The following is a 15,667-nucleotide window of genomic DNA, read 5'->3' as shown; positions in this document are numbered from 1 at the left end:
GAAGTGCGTATATGCCTCTTCCCCATCAGCCTTCGGGCTGGCGGACCTGTCAGTTCTCGTGAACGCAAGGACGCGCTCCGCCCATGCTGGTCACCCTCATGAAGGCCAAGCTTCACCGCGCTACGGTGACCCAGGCCGACCTGGACTACGAAGGCTCTATCGCCATCGACCGCGACCTGCTGGACGCCTCTGGCATCCTGCCGCACGAGCAGGTCGATGTGCTGAACATCACCACCGGCGCGCGGTTCACCACCTACGCCATCGAGGCGCCGCGGGGCTCGCGGGTGATCGGCGTGAACGGCGCGGCCGCCCGGCTGGTCCAGAAGGGCGACAAGGTCATTGTGGTGACCTACGGCATGCTGCCAGCCGAAGAGGCTCGCAACTACGCCCCGACCGTCGTGCTGTTGGACGATGGCAATGAGATGAAGCAGGCCGCCTGATGGGCCGCTGGCGCGCCGCCCTTGCCCTGGCCGCCGCCACCCTGATCGCCGCCTGCGCGCCGACGGCCCCAGATGGGGTCGACACCGCCGTGCTCGACCGGGAGATCGGGTCAAGGATCGGAGATCCCTCCACCTGCGTGCTGGTGGCCGACCGCGCCTCCGGCCGGATCGTCTATCGCTATGGCTCCAACACCGTCTGCGCGCGGTCCTACCCCGCGTGCCAGGACACGCCCGTGCGAACCGTGGAAGATCTGCTGAAGGCGCTGGGCTCCACAGCGACGGCGGTGACGACCAGCTGCCCCACCGCCGCCGACGGCTCCCGCAGCGTCGGCTGGGCGGCGGGCCCCGTGGCTGGGCAGGATCTGGTCTTCGCTGCGGTGATGGAAGGTCCCCGGGCCCTGCCCGGGATGATCATGGCCGACCGGCTGGCGGGCGCCTTCGCCGCCGGCGTGGAGTAGGCCTCCGCTCAAGACGAGCGAAGGCCCATGTCGTCCTAACGGGTTAGTTCATAGAGACCTGAAACATCCACCCGCACGGTCAGTTCGCCGCCGGAGACCGGCGTGGAGTCCTTCATGCTCTCGGCCCGGGCCATGGCCATGTAGGGCATGGGCGGCTGCGGCGCCGAATAGGTCGCGCCCTCGCTCAGGGTCACCAGGCGGCCGACCCGGTAGCCGGTGGCCTGGGCGTAGAGCTGGGCCTTGGCCTGCAGGTCGCGGACGGCGGCCTGGCGGGCCTGGTTCTCGGCCTGGCTGCGGTCGTTCAGGCCAAAGCTGATGCTGTTGATCTGGTTGGCGCCGGCATTGACCGTGGCGTCGACGGCTGCGCCGAGGCGGGCCAGGTCACGGACCTTCACCGTCACCTGGTTGCTGGCCTGATAGCCCCGCAGGCGAGGGGGCTCGTTCTGAACATAGTCGTACTGTGCGCTCAGATTGAGATTGGACGTCTGGATGTCGCGCGCCTGGATGCCCGCCCGATTGAGCGCGGCCATCACCCGGGTCATCTGCTGCGCATTGGCCTGCATGGCCGCCTGGGCGGTGGGGGCCTCGGTCTGCACGCCCAGGCTGATCATCGCCATGTCGGGCGCCACATCGACCTCGCCCATGCCCGACAGGTTGAGAGTGGTGGCACGGAACATGGAGTCGGCCGCGGGGGCGGCCGGCGCAGGCGCTGTCTGAGCCAGAGCGGCGGGGGCGAGGGCCGCCAGGCTCAGGCTGAGCACGCCAGCGCGCAATAGGGTCTTCATAGGGGATCTCCCAGTCCGTTTGAAACTTGACCATAGGCCACAGCGAGAACCCTCGCGACAGCCGACACGTTCCACCCTCGCAAGCTGAACCTGAACCGGAGCTTTAAGCTGCGTGCAGCCCATGCTAACCGCAAGCCCTCCGCTGATGGGGCCTGTAGCTCAATGGTTAGAGCCGGCCGCTCATAACGGTCTGGTTGCAGGTTCGAGTCCTGCCGGGCCCACCAGCGGAAGTCTTACTTGCACGCGGCGCATTGTAAAAGTAACGACAGTCCGCAAATTAGTGTAGTATCGGTTGCACAAAGCGAGCGGAGCGCATGTTTGCACTTTAGGTCATCTATAGTGTGCGCCACAATGCTGTTATTATATTGTCTGCGCGCTCCAAATTATTAAATCATCTTAATAGTGTGTGTCGATGGGCGTAGGTGTCGGCAAGTCCCTTGATTCGTCCTTAGTGCAGCACCGGCTTGACCCGCCTCCCGCAGTGGTAGCTTGAGCGCCAGCCCGGGAGCGCCAGCCCGGGAGCGCCGCCCAGGCGCGCCCCGCGCTAATCCTACAGTGCGATGGGAGGCTGCCAACGCGGGCGCAGGACGAGCCCGCTCGGTCGGGCGGAATCGACCTCAACTGGAGCTCCTCCATCAGCAGCCTCTGGAGCGGCGGGGCAGGTGGAGCAGCTGTCGATGCGGGTGCGGCGGCCGGGATGGCCTCGACAACTGTTCGCCCATCATTCTGGATCTGACTTAGGTGGGGCCAAGCTTCTCAGGAATGGCCATGGCCTCCATCTCCAGCCGGAGCCCACTTCCAGATCCGCGCCAGACACCTTGCAGACGCTGTCTCATTGAGGCGACCTACGGGGCGACCTGCCCCGTTACCTAGCCATCCAGGGACACTCGAGCCCCGCAAAGAGGCCAATAGAGGTAGGCGACGCCGCGACAGTTCAGCCTTCGGAGATGTCTTCCAGGGTGTGCCCGACCGTCCTGGCCGAGTCCTCGCGCGCGACGTCCCCCAGCGACAGGATGCCGACCAGCTTGCCCGCCCCGTCGACGATGACCATCCGCCGCATCTGCAACTCCGCCATCTTCTTGGTTGCGACCTTGAGGCTCTCGCTTTCGACGCAGGTCACGACTGGTGAGGTCATGACCTCCGAGACGCAGATCTCGTTGTCGCGGTCCTCGCCGACCACCCGGATAACGATGTCGCGGTCCGTGATTACCCCAACGATCTCGTCGCCCTCAACGACCGGCAGCACGCCGGAGTCGATCTCCGACATGCGGCGCGCAACGGCCGCGATCGTGTCGCTGGGTTTGGCGACTTGGGGGGCGCGGCTCATTACGTCAGAAATTTTCATGTGGAAGCTCCTGCCTGGCCAGATCAACGACTGCCCGCACGAGCCGTTCCGGCCTCAGCTGTCCACCTTGCTAAATTGCTGCCCCTATCGCGCGTCTGAGGGGGCCGGCCACCCGGAGCCATACTTGACGCCTAAGCCGTCGCTGCTCCCTTGGGCTCGACCGCCCGAGACCATTCCGCATAGGGCGTCGTCCGGGCCATTCGCCGGTTAAGCTCGGGCGCGCCGTCTTCCCACCGTACCGGGCCCCGCTCACCCAAGCCGATCTTCGCGGTCTCCACCCTGAAGCCAGCGTCAGCGAGGGCGGTACGGTCGGCTTCCGGCGCGCGGATCGGACATCGCGCCGCGCGGTCATCAGATCCTGTACAAGCTGCGCACGCACCTCTGATGCGAGCCCCGGATTGATGGCGCGCCATAGCCGGCCTCGAACCACAATGTACCGCCCGTCCGGCGTCATCAGCGGCTGATTAAGCAACTTCGCCTGTTTTGAACGAGCGGGCACAGAGCACCGACCGTCAGGCCGGGGCGGGTTCGATGGTGCCAGGCGCCGTGAGCTTAATGGCGAGGCCGTGATCGATCCAGGCACGGTCGATACGACCGCGTACTGTCGCTCGATCATGCCCGCCATCATCGCGGTCCCGAAGCCGATCTATCGGTCACCACAACCACGCGCGGGCCATGTCTGAGTCCTTCCAGGAGGGCAGACCTTGGTCTCGACCGTGCACAAAGGGGGTCATAGAGGGGAAAAGAGGCGGTCGAGACAATCGGGCGCTTGTGAGTCGTAATGTTATAACTTAACGCTTCCGGCTTCCTCGGGGGGTCTCCAATGTTTCGGACGGGTTTGTTCATCGGCGCGGGTTTGTTTACCCTTGCGACGGCCAGCGGCAGCCAGGCGGCAGACGACGTAGCGTCGGTGGCGGAATTGCTTGTCACCGCGCGTCCTGTGGAAAACTACAGCGCAGCAGACACCGTGACCGGCCTTCGTTTCCCGGTGCTCCTTGACGACCTGCCGCTCTCAGTCAGCGTCGTGCCGCAGGAACTGATCGAGGACCGCGGAATCACCCAGCTGGGGGAGGCGTTGGACAACGTCTCGGGCGCTCAGCGCAAGATGGGCTATGGCGGCACGCAGAATTTTGGCGCGTTCATTCGCGGCTTCGACCAATCATTTCTGACGCTTCGCAATGGTCTGCGAGATCCGGGCTTCTACACCCTCCGCGACATCGCCAATGTAGAACGCTTCGAGGTCTTGAAAGGACCGGCCTCCATTCTTTACGGCGCAGTCAATCCAGGCGGCATCACCAATACCGTCACCAAGCAGCCCACGCCGGATTCCTTCGGTCGCGTTCGGGCCCTGGTGGGCAGCTTCGAGCGCTATCGCGGAGAGGTCGACCTTGGGGGCGCGCTCGGTGACCGCGCAGCTTTTCGCCTCAACGGCGCTTATGAAGATAATGGCAGCTATCGCGATGAGGTGACTTCCAGCAGCAAATTTCTGGCCCCCGTCGTGGCCTTCAATATCGCTGAGCGCACGAAGCTGACCTTGGAGGCCGAGTACAAGCAGAGCGAGTTCGTCTGGGACCTGGGACTGCCGCGCAGCCCTGTCAGCTTTGCGGTTCCTATCGAGAGGTTCCTGGGCGAGGCCAACGGCGTGAACGACGTTCAGTCGATCTTCACCTCGGCGACCCTTGAGCACGCCTTCTCAGATGCTCTGCGCCTACGGGCTGTGTTGGGCCACTCCGAGACCGACGGGGACTATAATTTGCGCTCGCCCTTGGCGATCACAAACGGCCGGACCGTGTCCCGAGTAGCCTACGCCACCGACGAAAAGAGCATGGTTGACAACCTTCAGGTTGATCTTCTGGTCGCATTTGAAACGGGCCAACTTCAGCACAAGCTGACGGTTGGTGTTGAACAATACAGGACCAAGCAGGCCTATGACTTCCTGCTTCAGCCCCTTGCCTCGATCGACCTGTTTGCGCCGGTCTATGGCGCTCGCCCTGAGCCCGGCTTCCGGCTGTTTGCTGATCAGCTGAATGCTGACGCCAAGGCGCTCTATATTCAGGACTTTATCAAGATCGGCTCCCGCTGGAACATCCTGGCCGGTGTTCGCTACGATCAGGTCGACAACCGCAGCGTCAACCTGATGACAGGCGCCTTGGTTCGTGACAGCCGCGATGATGCGATCAGTCCTCAGATTGGGGTCGTCTATCAGCCGAGCGACGCGACGAGCCTCTATGCCAGTTATGGCCGCTCTTTCGTGCCGATCACCAGTGGCCGCACACTGGGAGGTGAGAACCTCGAACCCGAGACGGGCGAGCAGGTTGAGGTCGGTGTCAAACAGGACCTTCTGGGCGGCAAGGCGAAGGTCAGCGTGGCGCTCTACGAGATCCGAAAGGAGAATGTCTCCACGCCCGACCCCACCAACCCGATGTTCCGCGTCCAGACCGGCGAGCAACGCTCGCGCGGCGTCGAACTGGATGTGTCGGGCGAACTGACGCCCGGTTGGGACCTGATCGCCAGCGCCTCCTGGATCGATGCCGAGGTGTCAAAGGACAACCGCATCGCCGTGGGCTCGAAGCTGCCGGGCGCGGCCGAATGGAGCGCGAGCGTCTGGACAAAATATGAGTTCCTGGAGGGGCCGCTCACTGGCTGGGCGGTTGGGGCCGGGGCCTACTATGTTGATGACCGTCAGGCAGCGCTCCCCAACAATGCCTGGACACTTCCGAGTTACACACGGGTCGATGTGATGGCGGCCTACGATTTCGGCGACGTCGAGTTGCAGCTCAATATCCGCAATCTCGGCGACGAGAAGATCTACGATCTCACCGGCACGACGATCCTGCCGCAGGAACCGCGGGCGGCCACGCTTCGCGCCACCTACAGCTTCTAGGGTCCCGCTCGGTGCTCTCCGTCGCCCGGCGTGAACTTCAGCTTCAGCTCAGAGACGGCCGCTTGGCAATAGCGGCTCTGTTGCTTTTGCTGTTGCTCTCGGCGGCGACCGTTGTCGGCTGGGCGCAGTACGAGAAGGGCGAGGCCCAACGCGTGAGGTTTGCTGAGGAGTCCTACGCCCAGTGGCTGAACCAAGGACCAAAGCACCCGCACCGGGCCGCCGCCTACGGCATGTACGTCGCCAAACCAGAGACCCCACTGGCGGTCTTCGAGCCCGGTCTGCGGCCATTCGCCGGTCGCACGCTTTGGCTGCAAGCCCACAGCAATGCGGCGTTCTCGCATGCGCCTGCCGACGATGATCTGACCGCTTCCCCTGGCCTTGGGGAGACGAGCGGCGCCGCCCTCCTGCAATTGCTCGGGGGGCTGTTCGCCATGGTGTTGGGCGCGTTGTCGGTGGCGCGGGACCGCGAGACCGGGGTCATGCGGCAGATCCTGGCCCAAGGGATCTCCCCGCGCCGCTGGATCGGCGGCAAGTGTCTTGGGCTGGTGGCGGCCCTTCTGCTTCCGCTTGTCCCGTTCGCCATCTTGCTTATCGCCACTACGGCCTGGGCCGCCGCTGAAGGCGCCGTCTGGGCGGCGATCGGGCGCACGGCGGCGGCGCTTGGCGCGACCCTTGTCTACCTGCTCGGCCTGCTGGCCATCGGCGTGGCGGTGTCGGCCTTTTCTCGCACGTCGCGGGGCGCCCTTGTCGTCGTGTTGAGCTTGTGGGTGGCGGGATCGGTTCTAGCCCCGCGGGCCGCCTCGCTTCTGACCTTGCGGATCGCCCCGACGCCTGATGCGGCAGTTTACGCGTCGGTTATTCGCGACGAGTTCAACGGCGGTTATGGCGAGAGACCAGGCTGGGACGACCAACTCGCGGCGCTCGAAGACAGCGTGAAGGCCGAGTACGGCCTGTCCTCGCTCGATGAGGCGCCGGTGGGCTTCTCCGGTCTACGGATGCAGGCGATGGACGCCTGGACCAACGAGGTCGCCGACCGGCATCACGCGCAGCTGCTCGCAACCTACGACCGCCAACAGCAGATCCGGACTGTGCTCAGTGTTTTTGCGCCCTATCTGGCGGCGCGAGCGGCATCCCATGGATTTGCCGGGATGGATTGGGCGCACTACCAGCATTTTGCGGCGGCTGCGGAAGAGTATCGCCGCGCCTTCAACGTCCAGATGAACGAGGCCATCGTGGCGGGGACCCGTGGCCAGGCCTGGGAAATGAATGCCGGGCGGGAGACATGGGCGCTCGCCCCGCCGTTCACCTATCAGGAGCCAGGGCTTGGCTGGGCGCTTCGCGCCCAGTGGCCGGCGGTTTCCATCCTGGTGGCGTGGCTGTTTGGGGCCCTGGGGCTTCTTGCATTCGCAGCACAAAGGCTACGCCCATGAGCGGCGCCCGACTTGGCCGTTTGCTCGTCCTGGAAACGCGGACGTTTCTGGCGACGCCGCTTTCCGTCGCCCTGATCATTGCGCTTGCGTTGATCTCGGGCTGGGCGGTTTTTGGGGGCACGATCCGGACATTGGAGACCCGCGCCCATCAGGCTGTAGCGTTGGAGCAGCACGCGGAGACCTGGGCTCAGAAGCGTGCAGCCTTCATCGATCTTCAGGCGGGGCGCATCGAGACGGGCATGTTTGTCAATCCAGCCCGTGCCGACCTCGTGGTGATGAGCCACAAGGCCCCTGTCGTCACGCCGCCGGGCGCCCTTGCGCCCCTATCGGCGGGACCGGCCCGAGAGGGGAACGACATCATTGCGGTCTCAATGGCCAGTCGATACGGCCAGCAAAACGAGACCATTGAAAACCCAACCAACCGGGTTGATGGCCCTCTCGACCTCATCTTCGTGGTCGCGTGGCTGCTGCCGATCGTTCTCCTTGTCCTCAGCTACGATGTCCTGGCCGGCGATCGCGAGACTCAGATTTCGCCCTTGATCGCCAGCAGCGGAACGCCGCTGAGCAAGATCGTCCTTGGAAGGCTGGGGGTTGTCTTTCTGGCGACGTTTGGGGTCATCGGGTGCATCGCCACGGCCGGAGTCGTCGCAGCCGCGCCGCTCGACCAACTCGTGCACAACCTGCCCGACCTCGTCGTCTGGCTGGGGTCGCTTGGGCTCTATATCGGCTTCTGGCTGGCCCTGTCGGCAAGCTTGAATGCGCGGCTGCGGCATGCCGCAGCCGCCGGCGTCGCCCTCCTGACGATCTGGATCACCCTCTCGCTCGTGACGCCCGTTTTGGCGGCCCAATGGGTTGCGGTCGGGGCGGCGGCTCCAGACCGCCTAACCTATGTGCTCCAGTACCGCGCCCTACAGAACGACCTCGCCGAACGCAGCGCCGAGGTTCGCGAGACCTACTACGGGGCGAATCCTGAGCGACGGCCCGTCCGTGGCCCGTTCAGCGAGTACGAGGAGTATTTCGTAGAGACCTATTACCCGCGTCAGGTGGTGTTGGACCAAGTCTTCTTCCCACACGCCAGGGAGATTCACGTCAGGCAGGTAGCCCAGGCGCGCCGCCTCCGGTTGGCGGCCTTTCTCAGCCCGCCGCTGATGATCAAACGGTTGACCGATGATCTTGCAGGATTCGCCCCGGAGCGCCGGCTAGCCGCCTTCGACGCGACCGAGCAATTTCAGGCGGCCTGGCGCGAGCGCTTTGATGTGAAACTCGCCAGCCGTCGATCGCTCACCTTGGCTGACTATGACGATCTCCCAACGGCCAGCCCGGTGTCTGAGGCCGGGGCGGTTCGCCTTGTGCGGGCGATCACGCCCTTAGGTGGGCTGTTGGCCGGCTTCCTGTTGGCGGCGGCTCTTGCGTGGATGCGCCTTCGCAGGGCGGGGCCTTAGGGGAATACAGATGCTGATAGCGGAAAAGCTGCACAAGCGGTTCGGCGACCACGTCGCTCTGCAGTCCTTGGATCTCAGGGTCGATGCCGGTGAGGTCTATGCCCTGTTGGGTCCCAACGGGGCGGGCAAGACGACGACCGTCAACTGCTTTCTAGGTTTCGTCACGCCGGACGGTGGACGTGTGCTGGTCGATGGCGTCGATCCAGCCATTGACCCTCAGGGCGCGCGCGCCCTGCTCGCCTATATCCCCGAACAGGTGAACCTTTATCCTCAGCTCAGTGGCGACGAGAATCTTGCCTATTTCGCCGAGCTGGGCGGACGCAGAACGACCGCCGCGGAGAGGCGCTCGCTGCTGACCGAGGCTGGCTTGCAGGAACAGGCCTTCGATCAGCGCATCTCCGGCTACTCCAAAGGTATGCGGCAAAAGGTCGGTGTGGCGATCGCCCTCGCCAAACATGCGCGCGGCCTGCTCCTTGATGAGCCGACCAGTGGTTTGGACCCGAGCGCCAGTTACGAGTTCAGCCGCCTCCTCGAGAAACTGGCGCTAGGGGGTGTGGCGGTGCTGATGGCGACCCACGACATCTTCCGCGCCAGAGACGTAGCCAGCCGGGTCGGTATCATGCGGGGCGGCGTGTTGCGCCGAGAGCTCCCGGCCTCCGAAATCAGCGCCACTGAACTTGAGGCGCTCTATCTGGGCGAGATGGCCTGATGCGTCGTCTGGGCGTCTCAGCCGTTGTCCTGGGGCTCATGAACTACGGCACGGCCGTAGAGGCCCAGGCCCCGTCGCGGGATGTGGTGGGCTATCCCAATGACTACTACGATCAGTTCCGTCCGCAGAGCGCGCTCGACATGGTGTTGCGGACCCCGGGTTTCGCGCTAGACGACGGCGACCAGGAATTGCGGGGCTTCGGAGCCGGCGGGGGGAACGTCCTGGTCGATGGCGCCCGGCCCTCGTCCAAGTCAAGCATCTCCGAAGCCTTGTCCCGCATTCCGGCTGCGCAGGTGGAGCGCATCGATGTCGTCCGCAACGCCGCTACCGCCGAGGCGCAGGGGCAGTCATTGATCCTGAACGTGGTTCGTGTCCGGGGCGGGGCCTCCGGAACCTGGTCGCTCGAGCTGGAGCGGAACGGCAACAACGTGATCTATCCCCGGGGGGAGGTCAGTTATGCCCGCAGTATCGCTGGTTGGGAGACCTCGGTTCGCGCGCGGGCCTATTGGGAGGAGTTTCCCTTCCGAGGAGAGCGCGTGCTGCGTGATGCGGCGGGACAGCTCACCTCCGTAGTAAAAACCAATCTACCCTCGACCCTTGCCGAGGCCTATGTCGCGGGCGAAGCGCGTCGGCCCTTCGCCGCGGGTGACCTGACCCTCAACGGGCGGCTCGGGTGGTATGACTATCACTTCGAGCAGCCAGGCGAGGTGTGGCTTGGCCGCCCGGCGACGGGCGGCCCCGACCAAGCGCTCATGTCCACCTTGGGCCGGGACAGGCTCTCCTTTGAGGTCGGCGCAGACTATGCCAGGGACGTCTCTGGCTGGAACTGGAAGCTCGTCAGCCTGGCGTCAGGGCAGGGCGACTCCGAGGCGCAGTTCGACGGTCGCTACCTTGCGGACGGGACCCGCCTGACAGCGAGTACGCTTGCCGCCGAGACCAAGGCCTTCGAGGCGATCATTCGGACAACGGCGACGCCCGCCGAAGCTCGCGCCTTGCGGCCCGAAGTCGGTGGGGAGCTGGCCTACAACCGGCTTAACAGCGAGCTCGATCTGGCTTTCGACGACGGTGGAGGCCTGACGCCTATCGCCTTGCCCGCCGCAAATGTCGTCGTTGAAGAGTTGCGAGGTGAGGTCTTCGCCAATCTGAACTGGACGCTTTCGCGCCGCTGGTCGTTCGAGGCCGGACTGGCGGCGGAAACCTCCGAGATCTCACTCAGAGGTGACGCGACAGGCCGTCAGCGCTTCACTTTCGTCAAGCCTTCGGCGGCGATTGCCTGGCGGGCGCAGCCTCGTACCCTCGTCAGGGCAGGCGTCCGGCGCACGGTGGGACAGCTCGACTTCCGCGATTTTGCAGCCTCAGCCGACCTGAATGACCAGACGGCGAACGCCGGCAATCCAGATCTTGGGCCGGATCAGACGACGCGCTGGTATGGTTCGGTGGACTGGCGAGGGCCTGGTGATACGGCCGTCAATCTAGAGCTCTTTCGCGAACACCGCTCCGACGTGCTGGAGATCATCTTGCTCCCCTCAGGCGCGCCTGGTCTGGCCAATGCCGGCGATGCGGTCGTCACCGGCGCCAAGTTTAACTTCACCGTGCCGCTGACTCCTTTGCTGGCCGGCGCCCGCCTGACCGGCTCAGGCTCCGTATTCGACAGCGAGTTCGATGATCCGCTGACAGGCGCGATCCGTCCCCTGTCAGAAGTCTACTCCCCAAACATCGACCTGGAGTTCCGTCATGACCCGCCGGGCCGGCCCTTTGCCTGGGGCCTCACCTACAAGGCGATCAATGAAGGCGCGATCTACTTTCTTGACCAGATCGATGAGGCGACCACCTACGGGTATTTCGGTGGTTTCATTGAGACGACGGCCGTCCAACCTGTTCGTCTCCGCTTAGCGCTGAAGAACGCCGACGTTCAGCGTTCAAAGCGCAAGCGAAGCTTCTTCGTTGAGGAACGATCAGGGCCCCCCCTGCGGATAGAGAGGCGGAGCACAAGGAAGCCCGCGTTCATCAGCCTGACCATAAGCGGGAAGTTCTAGGCCACCGTTCGCCAGACAGGTCCTGGCGAGGTCCGCACCCTGGCGAGACAACTCGACGACCTGAAGCTCGGCTGTTTTTTTATTATGATATAAATCACAAGCACGTCCGATGGGCTGTGCACCGTCATCCGCCATAGTTGGCAACGATCCGTCGACTATTGCCGACTTGGCTGATCCATCGGTACGACTGGCCATCCGGCGGCGCTCAAACCCCTGCCGTGGCGAAGCCGTTCCCCCGCGTCCGCTCCGTGAGGCGGGACGCGGTTTGACGATCCAGACGAGGCCAAGCGATGGGCTATGATCAAGCCGTCGCCTCCCAGTATGAGGCTGAAGATGAGCACGCCCTGCCGGAAGGCGAGGGGACGCTTTGGCTGGCTGAGCTGCGGCGGCTCGCCAACGCAGACCTCACCGGCCGCGTACTCGACATAGGCGCGGGCACAGGATTGCTGACCCGTGTCCTCAAGGCCGCAGGCCTTCTGGTGACGGGGCTTGAGCCATCATCGGCGATGATCAAACAGGGTCTCGCAAGCCACCCAGACTTGGCGCGCGAGGACTTTGTCGCCGGCTCAGCGGACGCGACGGATCTCTTCGCGCCGGGCACGTTCGACTGGATTGTCTGCCGTCAGGTGTTGTGTCACCTGACTGAACCCCTCGAGACATTCTCAACTTGGCGGCGGTGGATTGCGCCGGACGGACGCCTCATGCTCGTCGATGGGTTTTGGCCCGAAGCGGCCTGGAGTTCCGAGGCTCTGCAACGGCAGCCGTTCGCCGCCCTGTCCAGCGCGCAGCCGGTGGCCGCCATGCTCGGGCGTGCGGGATTTCGGGTGCTGCGGGTCGGCCCCTTCCCAGAGCTCGACCGCTGCCGTCCTGGGTCAGCAGCGCGCTACCTCGTGACGGCCGCTCTGGGGGGATAGTGTGCACGGGCATTGCCAGAGGTAAGCCATAGAGGGTCGTCTCGATCCCTAAGCCTCGCTACCGTTGAGGGTGGGGGTGGGCACCGGGCAGCAAGGATGCGCCCCTAGCGGAAGTTCGGGCCTTTCCAGGAACCCGGCATTGGCGCCGCACCTGCTCAGGGTTGCCACCAACGGCGTTCAGCCCTTGCTGCCGCCATCGCTTCGATAATCAGTTTGCGCTCAAGTTCTTCGGCGTGCCGCCTTGCCCCTTCGTAGAACAATGCGGTGTTGTAGACGCCTATGCCGGAAGGCGCGTCACGGAGCAGCTTTGCCATCTCGTCGCGCGCTGACGTCAGGTTTTCCTGGAGCTCGATCAGGTCTTCTACGAGAATGCCCGGCGAAACCTCGAGGATAGGGATCGTCTTCAGCGCGTCGATCGTACGGTCGAAGCGGTTGAGATCAAAGGCTGGGCTTGACGACGTGCTATTGCCCACAGCGCTTGCTTCCGCCTGTGCTGCCTTAATTATCTGCCGGGCCACGCCAACCAAGCCAGAGAGCGCTGCAAGCCGTTGGTGTCGGGCCGTAAGCGTTGGCCGTCCCGCGACCTTTGCGGCGAGATATCCCGAAACGACGATGGCCACGAAGCTCAGGAAAGCTTGCGCCCACGCAGCCGTAGCGGATGAGTCAAACACGCAGCCGCTTTGGCCAATCAGCACACATGTCAACGCGGGCTCCCCATTTCATCGAATCTGCTCGGAGTACTGGGCGTTTGGTCGATCTCGCGCCATTTCCAGGCACCGCCTCTTGGCAACCTTCCGGAAATTGGGTTTCACCCGCGAGTGTCGCGAAGAAGGAGGGTGACCTTCATCGCCAACCCGCCTGATGATGCAGCTATAGCGACCAATATGGGTAGCCATGGATCATCGGGAGGGTTGCCCGTCAGAATTGTCAGCATCGCTGAGACAATTAGAACAGCAACAAGAGCGGGAAATGCGATAAAAACAATCACCGTACTGTTGCGTGATTTTATATGTAGCAGTTGTGAGGTGAGCATAGAAACGAAAAATACAACCGCCATTATAGGCAGGCTACCCGCCATGGATAAGATTAACCGCCCAAGGTTGTAACTTTCGACCGTGTCGGCTGTGAGGGCTTCAAGGCCAAGTACTGCTGGCGAGAACCCAATATAGCTTGCGCAACAAACGGCGGTACCCGCTAAGCAGGACAGCAGCGACATTCGGTTCTTGGTCAAATTGGGCGCGATTGTTTCCGGACGGGTAACGCGTTTGCCGAAGTGCATGTTCGGCCTCCATATCTGATAAGGTCAGCGCGGATGATGTCGCTCGCAAAGGTTGAAAGCGCCTAAATCTCTCGTGCTGAGTGGGTGAAGCCACGCCGACGGTGGCCGAGCTTCTTCACCACGAGGCCAGACGGTCACCATCGCCCTGAGCTGTGGATCGATTGGCCTCCTCTCGGAGCGACTGCGCAGACTGCCGAAAAGCGGACTCTCCCAAGGTCGCCATTGAGCCCGCTGCGGACCTTCCGTTCGTGGTGGCCGCCGGCAGGGTTTTCTGCTCCACGAGATTCGACCTTCTTGGCCCGGTTGGTAGAGGTGTGGGTATGTCTACTGGGCGCAGGCCCTAACTATCTGTGTGGAATACATAATTTCCAGACGTTTCGAGTCCTGCCGGGCCCACCAGCAGGTTTATTTGCAAGTAATCGTATAGATCGTGCCCTGAAAAAACGGGCGGAAGGATCCTGATAATTTCGTTTCTCACCAATATTAAGCGACGGGTGAGCCCCGGGTAGACGGGTGAAAATTCAAATACGGATTTCTTATTTAAATAAAATTCGGCTCTCCGAAAAAAAATGAAGTCCGCAATACATGATATTGCTGGCGTTCCCTGAATAATAAGCGCGGGCCCGCGCCTTTCTAGCCGTGCGCGCGCCTTGCACTTTGAGGCGTGCCTCGCGGCGGTCTTGTAGATCGCAAGAGCCCAGGATTGCCCGTGCTTACGAAAGGCCGCCGCTGAACATATGCATGAACCTGAACGGCTGGATGTCAGGGACGAGGGACGGGGTAGGCGCGATCTGGCTCGGCGAGTTCTTCAACAATGAACCTGGCGATTTTCGCGCGCTCTGTCAGGTCTGTGGTCCGCGCAAGAACGCGCTCGAAGTGCTCGACATTCAGCCTTTTGAGGTCAGCAGGCGACATGAGCGCCTCCGTCACGCCATATGTGGGCCCGTCATCAGACGCCCGATCGGCGCCAATAGCAATCGACCCTTTGACGCGCACTGCGGGCCGGTCGCCGCTGCCAGGATCACGCCCCCCAGGGGTGAGATCTCGTCCGGGGGACGGCAGTTAGCGTCCCCTAAAGTCAACCGAGCACCCACTGACATCGAAGGCGGCGCAGCGGCCCACGCCGCCTGATTGGAGGCGAAAGGCGCGCCTTCTTCCGCTGTGGCGCCGACTTTCAATGTGAGGTGGTGGCCAAGGCCGTGGCATAGGGTGACGGAATCTGGTCCAGCACGCGCTAGCGCTCTTTCACATCGACCAGCCCGCCGATCACAAAGCGTTCGGCATCGGTGCTTCCTCCGATCGTTCAAGGCTAGTTCCTCGTCCAGGGCGGCCGAGGGAGCCGAAGCTGGAACCTCGCTGCGGCTGTCTGGTTCACGTCAGACGAGAGCAGAACCTGAACGGAGGCCCTGGAGATGAGCAAGCACCCTGACCCTGACAACCAGCCCGTCAATCCGCCGGACGACCTGGAGCGCAATCCTGGCATTGGGCAATCGTCTGGCCTGAACCGCCGCGAGGGGCTGGCGCCTCTTGAAGGCGACAACACCGTCGAAGGCGATGTTAAGAACGACTCCGGGTTGGGTGGCGGCGCTAATCCGGACCAGCGCGGCCGGGACAATCGCTGAGTTGAGCTCGGGAGGCCGCTGGGTCTCCCGACGTCATCGAGGGTCATGGGGCGACGCGCGCTTGGCGAGTTGGCGCACTGTGAGCCCGGCCAGCCCCGCCAAAGCCATCGCCGCAAGGCCGCCGCTGATAACATGGGCCGAAGGCAGCTTCTTCCTGGCCAGCCAGTGACCGCTGGTGTCCACGCCTTCTGGGATCGGGACCAGCAGGGAGCCGTCGGTGGTGGGCGCCGGCTTTGCTCCTCCCAACAGCCAACGAAAGACCGCCCCGACCGAATGCTCGGTGAGAGCAGGGGCGACGGCATAGGCCGCTTGCCCCAGCCGTG

General features: G+C 63.6%; 15 protein-coding genes and 1 tRNA gene. 10 read left to right on the top strand and 6 right to left on the bottom strand.

Translation table 11 applies throughout. The annotated features are described in order from the left end of the window. Positions 1 to 83 precede the first annotated feature (83 nt). Together panD and Q7V15_RS14385 are read left to right on the top strand one after the other, a co-directional pair. Positions 84 to 440 carry an aspartate 1-decarboxylase gene (gene panD, locus Q7V15_RS14390; RefSeq protein WP_304756417.1) on the top strand — a complete coding sequence of 119 codons (357 nt, stop codon included), beginning with the start codon at positions 84 to 86 and terminating at the stop codon, positions 438 to 440. Beyond that, positions 440 to 898 (top strand): hypothetical protein, encoded by a 459-nt coding sequence (locus tag Q7V15_RS14385; RefSeq protein WP_304756415.1) that lies wholly within the window; start codon positions 440 to 442, stop codon positions 896 to 898. The genes panD and Q7V15_RS14385 overlap by 1 nt, the downstream gene beginning before the upstream one ends. Before the next feature lie 35 nt (positions 899 to 933). On the opposite strand, the gene Q7V15_RS14380 is transcribed toward Q7V15_RS14385, so the two are convergent. Next, positions 934 to 1,683 carry an SIMPL domain-containing protein gene (locus tag Q7V15_RS14380; RefSeq protein WP_304756414.1) on the bottom strand — a complete coding sequence of 250 codons (750 nt, stop codon included), beginning with the start codon at positions 1,681 to 1,683 and terminating at the stop codon, positions 934 to 936. A 148-nt stretch (positions 1,684 to 1,831) separates the two neighbouring features. On the opposite strand from Q7V15_RS14380, the gene Q7V15_RS14375 reads away from it, so the two are divergent. Next, positions 1,832 to 1,907, top strand: a tRNA-Ile gene (locus Q7V15_RS14375). Between the two features lie 710 nt (positions 1,908 to 2,617). Here the strand turns inward: Q7V15_RS14375 and Q7V15_RS14370 are convergent. Continuing rightward, positions 2,618 to 3,028 (bottom strand): CBS domain-containing protein, encoded by a 411-nt coding sequence (locus tag Q7V15_RS14370; RefSeq protein WP_304756413.1) that lies wholly within the window; start codon positions 3,026 to 3,028, stop codon positions 2,618 to 2,620. Positions 3,029 to 3,851: 823 nt separating this feature from the next. Between Q7V15_RS14370 and Q7V15_RS14365 the strand changes: the two genes are divergently transcribed. The 6 genes from Q7V15_RS14365 to Q7V15_RS14340 all read left to right on the top strand — a co-directional run bounded on the left by Q7V15_RS14365 (position 3,852) and on the right by Q7V15_RS14340 (position 12,443). Next, positions 3,852 to 5,912: a TonB-dependent siderophore receptor gene (locus Q7V15_RS14365; RefSeq protein ID WP_304756412.1), complete on the top strand. Its 2,061-nt coding sequence runs from the start codon at positions 3,852 to 3,854 to the stop codon at positions 5,910 to 5,912. 11 nt (positions 5,913 to 5,923) lie between these two features. Continuing rightward, positions 5,924 to 7,342, top strand: coding sequence for a DUF3526 domain-containing protein (locus tag Q7V15_RS14360; RefSeq protein WP_304756411.1), 1,419 nt, complete (start codon positions 5,924 to 5,926; stop codon positions 7,340 to 7,342). Continuing rightward, the gene (locus Q7V15_RS14355) at positions 7,339 to 8,784 is read left to right on the top strand and encodes a DUF3526 domain-containing protein (RefSeq protein ID WP_304756410.1); all 1,446 of its coding nucleotides are present in this window, start codon (positions 7,339 to 7,341) and stop codon (positions 8,782 to 8,784) included. The genes Q7V15_RS14360 and Q7V15_RS14355 overlap by 4 nt, the downstream gene beginning before the upstream one ends. A gap of 10 nt (positions 8,785 to 8,794) precedes the next feature. Then, positions 8,795 to 9,493, top strand: a complete 699-nt coding sequence (locus Q7V15_RS14350; RefSeq protein WP_304756409.1) for an ABC transporter ATP-binding protein — start codon at positions 8,795 to 8,797, stop codon at positions 9,491 to 9,493. Beyond that, a complete protein-coding gene (locus tag Q7V15_RS14345; RefSeq protein ID WP_304756407.1) occupies positions 9,493 to 11,529 on the top strand; it encodes a TonB-dependent receptor domain-containing protein in 2,037 nt (678 codons plus the stop codon). The genes Q7V15_RS14350 and Q7V15_RS14345 overlap by 1 nt, the downstream gene beginning before the upstream one ends. A gap of 290 nt (positions 11,530 to 11,819) precedes the next feature. Continuing rightward, positions 11,820 to 12,443, top strand: coding sequence for a class I SAM-dependent methyltransferase (locus Q7V15_RS14340; protein WP_304756405.1), 624 nt, complete (start codon positions 11,820 to 11,822; stop codon positions 12,441 to 12,443). Positions 12,444 to 12,598: 155 nt separating this feature from the next. On the opposite strand, the gene Q7V15_RS14335 is transcribed toward Q7V15_RS14340, so the two are convergent. From Q7V15_RS14335 to Q7V15_RS14325, 3 genes are all read right to left on the bottom strand, one after another. Next, positions 12,599 to 13,114: a hypothetical protein gene (locus tag Q7V15_RS14335; RefSeq protein WP_304756403.1), complete on the bottom strand. Its 516-nt coding sequence runs from the start codon at positions 13,112 to 13,114 to the stop codon at positions 12,599 to 12,601. Between the two features lie 137 nt (positions 13,115 to 13,251). Further along, on the bottom strand, positions 13,252 to 13,722 hold the full coding sequence (locus Q7V15_RS14330) for a hypothetical protein (protein WP_304756402.1): 471 nt from the start codon (positions 13,720 to 13,722) through the stop codon (positions 13,252 to 13,254). Positions 13,723 to 14,484: 762 nt separating this feature from the next. Beyond that, positions 14,485 to 14,637 carry a hypothetical protein gene (locus tag Q7V15_RS14325; RefSeq protein ID WP_304756401.1) on the bottom strand — a complete coding sequence of 51 codons (153 nt, stop codon included), beginning with the start codon at positions 14,635 to 14,637 and terminating at the stop codon, positions 14,485 to 14,487. 497 nt (positions 14,638 to 15,134) lie between these two features. Between Q7V15_RS14325 and Q7V15_RS14320 the strand changes: the two genes are divergently transcribed. Next, positions 15,135 to 15,344, top strand: a complete 210-nt coding sequence (locus Q7V15_RS14320; RefSeq protein ID WP_304756400.1) for a hypothetical protein — start codon at positions 15,135 to 15,137, stop codon at positions 15,342 to 15,344. 33 nt (positions 15,345 to 15,377) lie between these two features. On the opposite strand, the gene Q7V15_RS14315 is transcribed toward Q7V15_RS14320, so the two are convergent. Further along, positions 15,378 to 15,667: hypothetical protein (locus Q7V15_RS14315; RefSeq protein WP_304756399.1), on the bottom strand; the 290-nt coding region annotated here is incomplete at its 5' end.

It is taken from the genome of Phenylobacterium sp. (assembly GCF_030651755.1).
Lineage (GTDB): Bacteria > Pseudomonadota > Alphaproteobacteria > Caulobacterales > Caulobacteraceae > Phenylobacterium.
The sequence above is the reverse complement of the archived record's forward strand: the minus strand, read 5'-3'. Positions and strand labels throughout refer to the sequence as shown.

What these genes read in the sequence shown, in the direction of transcription:
- panD (WP_304756417.1), top strand. Translation starts at nt 84, where the DNA reads ATGCTGGTCACCCTCATGAAGGCCAAGCTTCACCGCGCTACGGTGACC.
- Q7V15_RS14385 (WP_304756415.1), top strand. Translation starts at nt 440, where the DNA reads ATGGGCCGCTGGCGCGCCGCCCTTGCCCTGGCCGCCGCCACCCTGATC.
- Q7V15_RS14380 (WP_304756414.1), bottom strand. Translation starts at nt 1,683, where the DNA reads ATGAAGACCCTATTGCGCGCTGGCGTGCTCAGCCTGAGCCTGGCGGCC.
- Q7V15_RS14370 (WP_304756413.1), bottom strand. Translation starts at nt 3,028, where the DNA reads ATGAAAATTTCTGACGTAATGAGCCGCGCCCCCCAAGTCGCCAAACCC.
- Q7V15_RS14365 (WP_304756412.1), top strand. Translation starts at nt 3,852, where the DNA reads ATGTTTCGGACGGGTTTGTTCATCGGCGCGGGTTTGTTTACCCTTGCG.
- Q7V15_RS14355 (WP_304756410.1), top strand. Translation starts at nt 7,339, where the DNA reads ATGAGCGGCGCCCGACTTGGCCGTTTGCTCGTCCTGGAAACGCGGACG.
- Q7V15_RS14350 (WP_304756409.1), top strand. Translation starts at nt 8,795, where the DNA reads ATGCTGATAGCGGAAAAGCTGCACAAGCGGTTCGGCGACCACGTCGCT.
- Q7V15_RS14345 (WP_304756407.1), top strand. Translation starts at nt 9,493, where the DNA reads ATGCGTCGTCTGGGCGTCTCAGCCGTTGTCCTGGGGCTCATGAACTAC.
- Q7V15_RS14340 (WP_304756405.1), top strand. Translation starts at nt 11,820, where the DNA reads ATGGGCTATGATCAAGCCGTCGCCTCCCAGTATGAGGCTGAAGATGAG.
- Q7V15_RS14330 (WP_304756402.1), bottom strand. Translation starts at nt 13,722, where the DNA reads ATGCACTTCGGCAAACGCGTTACCCGTCCGGAAACAATCGCGCCCAAT.
- Q7V15_RS14325 (WP_304756401.1), bottom strand. Translation starts at nt 14,637, where the DNA reads ATGTCGCCTGCTGACCTCAAAAGGCTGAATGTCGAGCACTTCGAGCGC.
- Q7V15_RS14320 (WP_304756400.1), top strand. Translation starts at nt 15,135, where the DNA reads ATGAGCAAGCACCCTGACCCTGACAACCAGCCCGTCAATCCGCCGGAC.